Annotated in this window: 11 protein-coding genes and 1 pseudogene; 6 read left to right on the plus strand and 6 right to left on the minus strand. The window is 68.2% G+C overall.

Translation table 11 applies throughout. From position 1 onward, the window contains the following. Positions 1–259 precede the first annotated feature (259 nt). The 3 genes from ACFYV1_RS31880 to ACFYV1_RS31890 form a co-directional block, all read right to left on the minus strand. Complete coding sequence (locus tag ACFYV1_RS31880; RefSeq protein WP_389399118.1) at positions 260–1300, minus strand: VWA domain-containing protein; 1041 nt, start codon at positions 1298–1300, stop codon at positions 260–262. Between the two features lie 154 nt (positions 1301–1454). After that, entirely contained in the window at positions 1455–2123 is a 669-nt protein-coding gene (locus ACFYV1_RS31885) for a methyltransferase domain-containing protein (RefSeq protein WP_389399119.1), read from the minus strand. A gap of 225 nt (positions 2124–2348) precedes the next feature. Then, positions 2349–3212, minus strand: coding sequence for a hypothetical protein (locus ACFYV1_RS31890; RefSeq protein ID WP_389399120.1), 864 nt, complete (start codon positions 3210–3212; stop codon positions 2349–2351). A gap of 373 nt (positions 3213–3585) precedes the next feature. Here ACFYV1_RS31890 and ACFYV1_RS31895 point away from each other — a divergent pair, with 373 nt between their 5' ends. The 5 genes and pseudogenes from ACFYV1_RS31895 to ACFYV1_RS31915 form a co-directional block, all read left to right on the plus strand. Then, complete coding sequence (locus tag ACFYV1_RS31895) at positions 3586–4176, plus strand: hypothetical protein (protein ID WP_389399121.1); 591 nt, start codon at positions 3586–3588, stop codon at positions 4174–4176. Between the two features lie 312 nt (positions 4177–4488). Then, entirely contained in the window at positions 4489–4776 is a 288-nt protein-coding gene (locus ACFYV1_RS31900; protein WP_389399122.1) for a helix-turn-helix domain-containing protein, read from the plus strand. Continuing rightward, on the plus strand, positions 4773–6344 hold the full coding sequence (locus ACFYV1_RS31905) for a helix-turn-helix domain-containing protein (protein ID WP_389399123.1): 1572 nt from the start codon (positions 4773–4775) through the stop codon (positions 6342–6344). The genes ACFYV1_RS31900 and ACFYV1_RS31905 overlap by 4 nt, the downstream gene beginning before the upstream one ends. After that, entirely contained in the window at positions 6344–6916 is a 573-nt protein-coding gene (locus ACFYV1_RS31910) for a transcriptional regulator (RefSeq protein WP_389399124.1), read from the plus strand. Before ACFYV1_RS31905 ends, ACFYV1_RS31910 begins: the two co-directional genes overlap by 1 nt. 9 nt (positions 6917–6925) lie before the next feature. Then, a pseudogene (locus tag ACFYV1_RS31915) lies at positions 6926–7215 on the plus strand (IS5/IS1182 family transposase); the annotation flags it as partial. Positions 7216–7271: 56 nt separating this feature from the next. On the opposite strand, the gene ACFYV1_RS31920 reads toward ACFYV1_RS31915, so the two are convergent. The 3 genes from ACFYV1_RS31920 to ACFYV1_RS31930 form a co-directional block, all read right to left on the minus strand. Beyond that, positions 7272–7595: a hypothetical protein gene (locus ACFYV1_RS31920; protein WP_389399125.1), complete on the minus strand. Its 324-nt coding sequence runs from the start codon at positions 7593–7595 to the stop codon at positions 7272–7274. Between the two features lie 378 nt (positions 7596–7973). Beyond that, complete coding sequence (locus ACFYV1_RS31925) at positions 7974–8429, minus strand: hypothetical protein (protein ID WP_389399126.1); 456 nt, start codon at positions 8427–8429, stop codon at positions 7974–7976. A gap of 186 nt (positions 8430–8615) precedes the next feature. Continuing rightward, complete coding sequence (locus ACFYV1_RS31930) at positions 8616–9104, minus strand: hypothetical protein (RefSeq protein ID WP_389399127.1); 489 nt, start codon at positions 9102–9104, stop codon at positions 8616–8618. Positions 9105–9334: 230 nt separating this feature from the next. Between ACFYV1_RS31930 and ACFYV1_RS31935 the strand changes: the two genes are divergently transcribed. Then, positions 9335–11761: a Helicase associated domain protein gene (locus tag ACFYV1_RS31935; protein WP_389399128.1), complete on the plus strand. Its 2427-nt coding sequence runs from the start codon at positions 9335–9337 to the stop codon at positions 11759–11761. Positions 11762–12198: the final 437 nt, after the last annotated feature.

Raw genomic sequence — 12198 nt, forward strand, 5'->3', positions numbered from 1 at the left:
GACCTCCCAGCGGCGTGCCGTCGCGGAAGTCCCCTCCTGCACCCCCGGCCCGCCCCACACGTGACCCCGCCCGCCGACGACAAGCGGCCTGCTCCGGCGGCGCTCCTGATCACCTGCACAGCGACGTCCGGCGACACCCCGGCACCGGTGTCCGCACCGCGTACCGGGCGGCCCGCTGCGCCGCACGGTGGGCACCCCGACCCCACTCCACGCCGCGACGACAAGGCCCCCGGGACCCGCCCGGGGGCCCTTTGAAACCTCAGCCCATCAGCAGGAGCCGCGTGTGCGGGACGAGCTTGCGGTTCACACTCGTGCTCTGCACGAAAATCGTGAAGCCGTCGTTGTGGTCCGGCTTGACGCGCACCTCCGCGTCCGGCAGACCCAGAAGGGCCCGGGCCTCCGGCCCGCTGTACACCCGGTCCGTCTTCTTCTCCAGCACCGCGATCTGCTTCCGCGCCTGTATCTTCTCCGACTTGCTCAGCTGATAGAACGCACAACCGGTCCGGTAGGTGTGCCCGCACTCGGTGACCCAGTCCCGGATCGCCACGTCACGCGTCACCGGAACCAGCTGGTACCCGGACGGATCCACCGGCGTCAGACCGGCCGCCTCGATCGTCTCCTTGTTGACCGTCTCCGCACCCGTGGAGAACACCGCCCGCGAACCCCGGATGCCCTTGGAACGGCCCACCATGAACTTCTCGGTGGCCTGCTGGATGACCTGCCCGGCCTCCTCCAGCCCCTGCGTGCTCGTGGCATCCCAGATGGCGATGTTGTCCTTCGGGAAACCGCACCGCATGGCCTCCCGCTTGCCCATCTGATCCGGCACGAGGACCGCCAGCGTCCAGTTGTCCTCCTGCGTCCCGATCAACCGGGCCACAGCATCGACCAGTTCACGCGGCTCCCTGGAGGGAGCACCCGGACAGCGATGACTCGCGTTCTCCTGCCCGTCGGTCAGCACGAACGTCAGAAAACTGTGATCGCCGTACAGCTGAGCCGTCTGCGCCAGCTCCCCCTGCGACTTCAACGCCGCAGCCAGCAGAGCCGTCATCCCACCGACCCGGTACAACTGCTTCAAGGACGGCATCCGCAGCACGTCCTTGTCGTAGATCACGCACTCCACCGTGTCCGCGAAGACATACACCGTGACCCGGGTCTCCTGGTCCAGCTCCCGCGAACGACGGGCCAGATACTCGATCTGCTGGTCGGCGACCTCGACGACCTTGCTGCTCAGACGCGACATGGACGAACTGGCATCCAGCACAAGAGCAACGTGATTGATGTAATTCTGGGTTCCGGACATAACAGCTCCCCCTCCAACCGGCTCGATGCTTCTACCTTCCCACCCACCACTGACAATCGATCCCGACCCACGGACCGGACGAAGAGAACCCGCCCACCAGCGGTCCACGACCGCGCCCCGGCAGGCGAACCCGCGCCGACCTCGACGCCGGCCCTCAGTCGGATCGCTCGGCCATGACGACCACACCCGGCCCGCTGTACTCCTCCGGAGCAAGCCGCAGTTCGGCCACCGGCCGCAGCCCCGCCTGCTCGATCAGACCCACGAACTGCTCCGGCCGCCACTTGTGGGTCGTCCAGCGAACGGGCACACCGCCGTAGGCCTCGGTGCGCGCCACGTCCTCGTCGCCGACGTGAGTGGCGGCGATGAAATGCCCGCCCGGCTTCAACGCGCGCGCGAACAGGGCCAGAACCTGCGGAAGGACGTCACGGGGAAGATTGAAAAGCGACCACCACCCGAGCACACCGCCGAGGGACGCCTCGGCGAGGTCGAGGTCGGTGGCAGAAGCGACATCGAAACGGCACTGCGGATGAAGACGACGAGCGTTCTCGATCATCCGAGGAGAAAGATCCACCCCCGACACGTCGAGCCCCCGCTCGGCAAGGTAGGCGGTCACCGTTCCGGGCCCGCAACCGACATCGAGCACCGGCCCGAGCCCCCTCACCGTGTCGGCGAAGGCATCGATCGACGCCTTGAGCCAGGGATGCGTACGGATGTCACCGACCCCCGTCGTCACCACCATGTGGGCATAGTTGTCGGCCACCCGGTCATAGGACTCACGGACCACGTCGAGATCGGCTGGACGGTCGATACGGTGTGCGCGCATCGACCAACGATAAAGCCGCGCACCGCCCTTGGTGACCAGCGGCGAACCCGGCCAGACCGGCCGGAACCAGCACGGGCTCCCCGGGCCCCCGGCACAACTGCCGCCCGGGAGCGCAGGCACACGTCCATGGCGGCCGGCACCCTCGCAGGAATTCGCGGCTCGGGTCACAGATCAACTGAGGCCTGGAACTCACCGGTCCCACGAGGGCGGCGGATCCCCGGACTGTCACTCGTCTTCGGCATCGAAGCCGAAGGCAGGAATGGTCCATCGCATCACCATCTCACCGGCCTGGCCGGCTTCGAGCGTGACCGGATAGACCTGACCGCCGTCCCGCTCACCGCGGTGCCTGATCGAGTGGTCGCCCTGGTCCCAGCCGATGCCGAGCACCTGGCAGCCGCCGACCTCGATCGCACCGACGTGGAGCGGATGGTGCCATCCGGCCCGCCGGAAGCGGTGGAAATCAGTGTGCCCGTCGATCGAGACCACGAGACCTCTGCCATGGAGGCGGTCACACCAGGCGGTGAGTTCGGCCGCCCGTGCGGCCGCCTCCGCCATCGGGAGGTCCAGCCAGCCGTACGGCCCGTCGATGCCGCGCTGCGCGATGCGCTCACCGCCGAACTGCGCTTGTGCGTCGTCCTCGTACCGGCCCCAATAGAAGACATCGGCGAGCTTGTCGGCCGGCTCGTCGCACATTCCCGTCCACGCGTCCAGCCCTGCGGCGTCGCCGACAACCATGCCGCACCGGTCGACGGGCAGGTCCCCGAGCCGGACCGGCCCCGACCGGTCCGCGGTCCCGGGCCATGGGAGCCCGAGGCCGATCTCCAGGGTCGCGATCGTCGGTTCCCCGTCGAACGGAGACGCAGAGGTGCTCGCCCGCACCCCCAACGGCCGGCCGGCGGCCGCCGGGACCGCGACCGCCTCGCACAACCACTCACGAAGATGCCCCCCTCCCGCGGCCGCAGCCGCCCTGGCGCGCTCGGACAGGGGTCGACCCAGCTGTCGCCACTGGTCGATCCCCCTGGCCATGCCGAGCACCAGCACGCCAGACGGAGCATGTACGTTTCCCAGGTCGACGAAGGTCTCAGGCATGCGCCGATTGTGCCTCCCGGCCGGACAGGGGCCCGCGCAAGGCCGATGCCCCCCGCCGGTTCAACCCCACCGAGTCGAACCGCGGATCAAGGCGCGTCCTCCCCGCCCGGCACGCGGCCGGCCAAGGCGCTGGGGGAGCCGCCCGCTGCTGTGGTCCTCGGCTGGATCGGGCCGGCATGTGGAGGCCCGGCACGAGGAATGCCGGCTGGTTGGTGCGTACCGGCATGGTTCCGGCCGGCACCGCACGGAAGCCCTACCCGGAAGTGCCGCTACCCGAGGGATCCTCTTCGGGTGAAAGCGTCGGACATGACCGATTCCGGCTATATTACCCGCTGTCAAATATAAGGAACAAACGCCACCTTGGGGGCGCACAATGCGGCGAACCGGACGAGTATGGGCAACGGTGCTCGCGCTCGCGAGCCTCACCCTGGGTTCGGCGGCCCTTCCCGCCCAGACCGCGCGGGCCCGTACCGGCACGGTCTGCCCCACCGGGTGGGGCGCTTTCGCCAAGACCCGTTCCGTCTACACCGCAACGCCGCTGGTGAACGTCAGGACCGGTCGGCGGGACTGCTTCGACCGGATGGTCGTTGAGGTCGCCGGAGCCGACGGTAGTGAACTCGGCTACTCCGTGAGGTACGTCGACGGCCTCTACCAGCACGGATCGGGAGACTTTATCCCCGTTTCAGGCGGAGCGATCATCGAGATCGTGGTCCACGCTCCCGCCTACGACACCAGTACCGGCACGCCCACGTACTCCGCTCTGCCTGGTCGCAGTCTGCCAGGTGTGAACCTCGCGGGATACCGCACCTTCCGGGATGCCAGGTTCGCAGGGAGCTTGGAGGGGCGGGCGCAGTTCGGGCTCGGCGTCCGGGCGCGGTTGCCGTTCCGTGTGCTGGCGCTGGACGATCGCGTCGTCGTTGACGTAGCCCACACCTGGAGGGTGGCAGAAGCAGGTACCCGGTGATCAGTGGGAGCTCCTGACGGGCCGTGACGAAGGGCCGGCCGGGCCTGCCTGCGACGTCGCCGGGCCGGTGTCACGCGAAGGCGCGGGCGCACCGTCGCGTGATGGTGCGGAGCCCCGCCCCTCGGGGCCGCTCGGCCGGGGGCGGGCACTGTTGCTGGATCGGCGTGGAGGGTCATCGGGCGGCCTGGATCGCTGGCACCCGCGTGCCCGAGAACCTTCAGCTCCCTCAGAACGCTGAAAGCATTCCTGCATCATTGATAGTGAAAAGCCAACTTCGATGCGAAAGTTGCATGATCCAGGTAAGATGACGGCATGGAATTGCGCTTGGAGGAGTCGCTGCGGCTGACGGTGGCCGCGTTGATGCAGGTAACGGGCGAATCGCAGCGATCGGTCGCGGAGGCGCTGGGACTGACGCAGACACAGGTGTCGCGCAGGCAGTCGGGCGCCATCTCCTGGAGCCTGCGCGACGTCGACGTCCTGGCCGAGCACTACGGCATCGGCGCGCTCGACCTACTGGCGGGTCCGACCAGAGCATGCGAGGCTCTGCCCGCCGACAGGCGCCGTTCCGTCCGGACCGAAGCGAGGGGGACGGGCCGGTGAGCGACTTCGACGCGATCGACTCGCTGCTCGACGATGTAGGCCCCCAGGCCGAACTCCCGCCCTGTCACGTGCGCCGCGAGCTGCGAGAGCGGGCACGGCTGTCGAAGGCGCAGGTGGCACGCGCGCTCGGCGTGAGCCCGTCCACCCTCAGCGGATGGGAAAGCGGCCGGGACCCGGCCGGCGAGATCCGCACCAAATACGCCTACCTGCTGGACGGGCTGAGCGCCAAGCTCGCCACCGGGTCCGAGACCGAGACGGCGCCGGCCGCGGAGCAGCCCGTCACGTCAGACACGGCCGCGACTGTCACCCCTTTGTCTTCGCCCGACCTCGGCCAGGACGAGGACGGGGACGACGTAGAGCCGCTCGACCTACCCGAGCCGTGTGTGCTGTGCGGCCGTCCCGCCGGACAACGCGTTGCCGGGTTCGCTCAGCACCTGGCCCCGGCCGACTGCCGGCCCACCGCCACCAAAGCCCCCGCTGCCGCGCCTGCCCCGCCAGCCGAACAGCCCACCGCACAAACCCCGAAAGCACCGCTGCACACGACACGTCCGGCGCGTGCCACAGAACGTTCCAAAGGCCCGGCCCGCCACACGTTCCACAAGCCGTCCGGCCCGGTCGACCTGATCCGCGAGGCCGTGCAGGACGCGCTCGCCGAACACCGGGGCGACACCGACGCAGCCACCGCGGCACTGCTGAAACGGGCCATCCCGGACGCGATGCGCCTCCTGGACGAAACCCGCAAAGGCGCCCGCTACGACGTGATCGCACACCCCTGGATCCCCGACATCCTCAAGAAACAGACCGCGCGCGGCACCGACCAGATCTGGGAAGCCCGCCCCAAATGGACCCGTCACGAACTCCCGCCCGGCCCGCATCAGGTGACCGCGCTCGACATCAACGGCGCCTACCTCTCAGCCCTCAAGACGCACCTCCCCCTGGGCCAGCTCGAGCACACCACCGGCCTGGCCCACGATCGCCGCCGCTCCGGAGTCCACCTGATCACCCCACCCGAGTGGGAACACGAAGCGGTGCTGCCCAACCCGATCGGCCAGAGGGACGAACCCGGCCCCCTGTGGATCACCGAGCCGACACTCCGCCTCCTGCTGCGCCTGTCCGGCCCCAAACACCAACTGTGCACGCCTCCTCAGATCCACGAGTCCTACACCTCCGGGGCCACGGAGAACCTGCTGGAGAAGTTCCGCATCGCGTTGAAAGACGCCCGCGACACAGCGATCGAGCAGGGCGATACGCTGACACTGGAGTACGTGAAGGCGATGTACTCGAAGTTCGTCTCCACGATGGGGGAATCGAACTACAACCGGGAGCTCTACCGCCCGGACTGGATGCACCTCATCCGCAGCCAGGCCTTCGCCAACCTCTGGCTCAAGGCGCTCAAGGCCCACGCCGAGGGCTTGGCCGTCGTCCGGGCCATGGGCACCGACGAACTCCACGTCATCGGCGACTGGCGCCGCGTCTTCGCCGAAGGCCGCGGTGTCACCGAGGTCAAGATCAAGGACACGTACACCGCCGGAACCGACGCCGGTCAGCACGCAGGCGAGGGGGAGTAGTGCCCGAGAAGAACATCGACTTCGGACGGTTCGGCGCCCAGGGCATCAAAGGAAGCGACGCCGTCGCGCGCAAGCTGGACGAACTCGCGGGCGGCATCGCCACTCCCGTGACCGCCAAACGCGGCTGGATGGCCCGCCTGCACTACCTGACGAAGTCACCCCAGACCCTGAAGGCCGCACAGGACGCCGGACTCACCGTGACCCACCGGACGCTGAAAGCCTGGCTGGAGGGCAAACGCCGCCCCTCCAAAAGCAACCTGAAACGCATCGACCAGGCATATCGGACGGTGCGCCGCCACAACATCGCCCGCCACCTCCTCAGACGCCTCAACCGCGACGGACGCGGCACCCGGGTGGAGATCCACCCGCTCAACCAGTCCCAGGTACCGCAGCCACTGCAGCGCGTGGTGGAGTACCGGACGATGAACGTACGCCGCTGGGACCGCATCGTCGGCTCCTGGGCAGCCGGCGACCACCAGAGCCTCGACGCCGCATGGCAGGACACGATCGTCGACCTCGGCTCGCAATGGGGCCAGTACGAGTACGTCACCAACGTCGGCTTCGCCGCATAGAACCCTGCCGCAGGTTCAGCGGCTTCGCTCGTCTCCCGGACTCACCAACATTCGGCCGGAGCCAGAAAAGGGGGCGTCCGGCCGGGCCGAGCCAGAGGATCACGCGCTCGGACGTTCTCGCGGTGGGGTTGAGCACGAAGGCCCACTTGGCCAGTGACAGCCGGGCACGACCTCTGTCCATCCACGTCACCGCCGGCCAGACCGGTGACGCGCCGGCCCTCGAGGCAGTCATGGCCGGAATCCGGATCCCACGAAGCGAACTCGGCAGGCCAAGGACCCGCCCCACGGTCGTAACTGCACCTGGCCGCCATCCTGATCTGGTGCGGCAGGTGACAGCACTCCGACGCGAGCCGGTCTACGCAAGGTCTGTGCTCGGTACGCGACGCCAGTCCCATCCGGGGTGACGGTCCACCAGCGTGAGGAACTCGTTCGCCGGCAGGATCTCGTGGTGGTTGGTGTCGACAAGACCATCCACACCAGGCAGGACGTCACGGAGGAAGGCCCGGGCCGCGTCCATGGACTGGCACGACACATAGACCGCGTACGGTTCGCCGATCCGGGACCTCACCTGTTCCAGCTCCTCCGGCTCGTAGTCCGCAAGGATCCCCCCGGAGAGGTCGATGCAGTACGAGTACCCGTGCTGGTGCAGCCTTTCGTCGCCCGTCACGGTGTCCGGCACGAGGTCAAGGGAACGGAGTCGCCCTTCAAGCGACAGGCGTCGCTCCGCAGAGACGAGGATGATCACTGATGGCCAGGACACGCGTCTACCTCCCCACGCGACCGTAGTCGAGCGATCTTCTCGGGTCGCCAGATTTTCCGTGCGGCGGGGAGGGGCCTTCGTCAAGGACAGGCTCTAGTCCTGCTGAGACGTCGGATTCCGCGTTGCCCGAGCAGTGAACCAAGCTGCCGATCCTCAACAATCGTGTTGGCGATCGGCGACAGCGGCCGGATCGACCACGGCCTCCTGGATCGACGACTATGACGTGGCTGCAGGCAGTCTCCAGGAGGCCTCGCACCCATGCCACCTGGTCGCGGAGCAACCCTGACCATCCGAGAGTCAGGAGTCCGCCTCCGAGCCTCGCGCCCCCTCCTCCCGCAGCAGCAATCGCGCCAGGCGCTGTTGGGCCTCGTCACGGACGCCGGAGTCCTGATCTGCCGCCAGCTCACGGTAGTGCTTGATCAGCTGGTCTGCGCCCTCGGTCGTCATCCATTCGGGATCGCAGTCCAGGGCAGCACCGATCTCGTCCACCGCGTCGTTGGCGGCCGCCCGACTGTAGGCGAGAAGGACGAGTCGCAGGCCGATGGTGTCTTTGCGCTCGAGCAGGGCCACTGCCGTCTCCTGGATGACCGCTGTGTCCTGGGCGTCCAAGAGAAGACGGTGGAGGAGACCCGCGACATCCCCGATCCTGTCGGAGGCGGCGAGCTGCCGTCCGGCAGCGGCGCGAACAGACCACTCCGGTGAGCCGACTTGCTGAATCGCCGCGCCCAGCTCCTGATCACCGAGTGGTCCCATGCCCTCAGCCTGCCAGGGATCGCCCTGATTTCCAGGCGAATTCCTCGCAGGTGCCGCAGTGTGCAGCGGACGACACGAAAGTCGGTGGCTCAGGGTGTGTCGGAGTACTCGAGAATGTGCTCAGTCACGTACGGATGAACGTGCTCAGCGAGATGACAGGCGGTTCGTTCGGCTCGGTGGGGTGGATCACCAGGGGCCGAAGAACCGCGTCCACCACGTGGGCCGCGCTGCGAAGTGCTCGAGCGCGCTGGGGCCCTCGTAGTCGCTCTCCAGTAGTTCTTCGGGGACGCTTACGTAGCCGAGTTCGGTCAGAGCCTGCTCCACTGTGGCGAGGTCGGTGGGATCCAGCGCGCCCTCCTGACAGGCTTCGTCCGTACCGAGGAAGGCGCCCGGATTGTCGGCGCAGACCTCGGCGAGGGAGCCGAACTTGCTCACGCAGACCACGATCCGTGTTCCGCAGATCGTCGCGTCCGCGGGCACGCGGACGCGGCCGTACTCACTGGAGTCCTGAGTGTCCCGCTCTGACTCGCACGGAGCGCCGAATTCTGCTTCGAGTCGGCAAACCAGCTCGCTGAACGCGAGGCCGGTCGCGGCGCGGTCGTAGTACAGCGGTTGTTCCAGCCGTTCGGGGTCGTCGAGTTCGAGTAGGAGGACCAGCAATTCCGTCCCGCTCATTGCCATCCGCCCATCCTGCCGCCCGACGAGGCGGGAGCAGAGGGCCAGGGGTGTGCGAGCAAGGGGCGGATCCGGAGGTAGTGGCTCAGGCTGCGGCCTCGCGCTCGATGGCTGCAAGACGCGCGTGGCCCGCAGCGCGCCCCCGCCAACCAAGAGACACTGCGCCACACCCCCTCCGTACGCGAGAATGAACGCGAGTCAGCCCCTCACGTATGCCGAGGAACCGCGCGATGACCGCCAGTCCCACCGCAACAGAACACACCGGCCGTCTGGTCCTGCGCACCGACCAACAGAAGGGCCTCGCCAACACAATCCGCCACCTGCGCCGCCCGCGCACCCGCGGACACATCGTCTCGGCCTGCGGCACCGGAAAGACCCTCCTCGCACTGCGCGTCGCCGAAGAACTCGGCCTGCGACACCTGGCAGTGGCAGTGCCCACCCTGGACCTGGTCGCTCAGTGGGCGGCAGCGGCTCGCGCGGACGGCCGCCAAGAGCCGATGATCACGGTCTCCTCGCTGCGCGCCGAATCACACCCGCTCCTCGCCGAGGCCAAGGTCGACTCGGCCAACGCGGGGGAGTACCTGTCCTACTGGCTCGCCCGCCACCCCAAAGCAACAGTCTTCTTCACCTACGACTCGCTGTCCAAGATCGAAGAAGCCCAACACTCCGCGATCTTCCCCGCCCCAGTCTTCGGCCTGCTGATCGTGGACGAAGCACACGCCACGGCCGGCACCTGGGAGAAGAACTGGACCGCGCTGCACAACAACGAACGCATCCCCGCCGAACGCCGCCTCTACCTCACCGCCACCCCGTATGTATGGGAAGCCCCACGCCTGACCGAGCCGCCCACCACCAGGCCACAGCCCAAACGCACCGCCGCCACAGCACCGGCCTGGGACGACCCGGCCCTGCTGGCCACCATGGACCAGCCACAGATCTTCGGCCCCCGACTGCACACCTACACCCACGCCGACGCCATCGATGACGGCGTCCTGGCCGACTACCAGCTAGTCGTCCCCACCGTCACCGACACTGAACTGCACACCGCGCTCACCGATCCGGAGGCCGGGCCCACCGCGCGCCGCACCACCGCCCTGCACTTGGCCATCCTCAAAGCCATGCGCGAGCAGGACCTGCGGCACGTGTTCGTCTACTTCCAACAAATCGCCGATGCCGCCGACTTCGCTCGCCAGTTCGCCCACACCCTGCGCACCCTCCCCGACCAACTGCGCCCCGACTGGGCGGACGACGTCGTCGTGCAGTCCATCGACGGCACTCACAGTCCCCGCCGGCGCGCCCACATCATTGCCCGCTTCACCAACGCCGACCGGGCCGTGCTGGCCAACGCCAAGGTCCTCGGCGAAGGGGTCGACCTGCCGGCCGTCGACGCCGTCGTCTTCGCTGACCGCACCGCCAGCGTCCGCCGCATCGTCCAGGCCCTGGGCCGCGCCCTGCGCAAACCACCCACCGCCACGACGAAGACGGCCAGCCTCATTGTCCCCGCCTACATCCCGCCCGATGCCGACCCCACTGACCTCCTCGGCACCCCCTACGAAGCCCTCTGGCTGGTCACCTCCGCCCTGCGCCACCACGACCAGACCATCGCCGCCCGCGCCCCCCGAGCCAAGAACCAGCATCCCGCCCGCGACTCCCACACCTACATCACCCGCCGCTTCCACTTCGACCACACCCTCGACCCCACCGCGATCGCCCGCGCCCTGGACCTGCTCGTCTGGCCCTCCCACGGCGCCGTCCTGTCCGCCCCCCGCCGCGCCGGCCTAGCCGCCGCCATCCGATACCAAAGCGAACACACCCACCTGCGCGTGAGCGCCGACTACGAGGACGCTTACGGCTACCGGCTGGGGCAATTCATCACCGGCCAGCGCACCGCCTACCAGGCAGGCGCCCTCGATCCGGCATGGATCGCCGAGCTAGAGGATCTCGGCATGATCTGGGACGACCACGAGGCAACCTGGCAGGGCCACCTGGCCACCGTCGAGGCCTTCCACGCCGAACACGGCCACCTTGCCATCCCCACCCAAACACCCGGCGGCCAGTTCCTAGCCGACCAGCGCGCCCTGGCCCGAAACGACCGCCTCACCCCCGACCGCCACAACCAACTCACAGCCCTCGACCCAGACTGGAAACTCCCCTACGGCCCCGACTGGCATCGCAAATACCATCTGCTGCGCCGCCACCTCGAAGCCGGCAACCACCCCAGCACGCTGCGCCGCGACACGGTCATCCATGGAATGAAGGCGGGCAGCTGGCTGCACCGCCAGTTCACCCGCTGGTCCGATCTCGACCCCGGCCAGCGCGATCTGCTCGACCGCATGGGAATCGCCCCCGACCGTGCCCTCCTGGACCAAGAGCACGCCGCGGGCAGACCGAGCACATCGCGGCGGCGCACGTTCGCGCAGACCACCGAGATCCTCGGGCTCTTCGTGGCACGGTGGGGACGCACCCCCGGCGCCCGAGAGTGGATCGAGGTGGACGGCGACCGTGTCATGATCGGTCCCTGGCTCGCCAAGGTCCGCACCAAGCTGAACGCTGATCAACTCCCCTCAGAACAAGAAGAGTTGGTGTCCGCGGCCCTTGCCGAGCACGGCATCGATCTGGTCCTTGCTCCCGGCACCATCGGGCCATCGAACGGCTGAGGTTTGGCCGCTGAGCTCAGTGCGGCGGCAGCCGCGTTTCGCGCGCTCCGGGTCCCATCTCCGGTATGGGGGGAGTGGCAGAACTCGAATACTCCAAAGTTTTGGATATAAGGAAGCAGCGGCACACAGGATTGGCCCGGCTCGGCATTCTGGTCGTGAATTGACGAGGCGTCACAAAAATCCAGTCGGGCGCAACAACGACCCACGGGCCCTCGCTGCCAGCCGAATTAACCTGCACCCCAGTCATGTTGGACTTGAAGAGCCAAGACAAGTCGGGGAGGAGGCACGATCGCGGAGCGATCGGGACACCGCACCGACGACCCAACTCGATCCGCGGAGCGGATCCGGTCCCGGAGGGACCGAGCCCAGCCCCCGCGGAGCGGGGCTGGACCGACGCGTAGCGTCGGCGCGTCGTTCCTGCGGAGCAGGACGCGCGC

The sequence above is a fragment of the Streptomyces sp. NPDC003023 genome, assembly GCF_042888225.1.
In the GTDB taxonomy this organism is placed as follows: Bacteria; Actinomycetota; Actinomycetes; order Streptomycetales; family Streptomycetaceae; genus Streptomyces.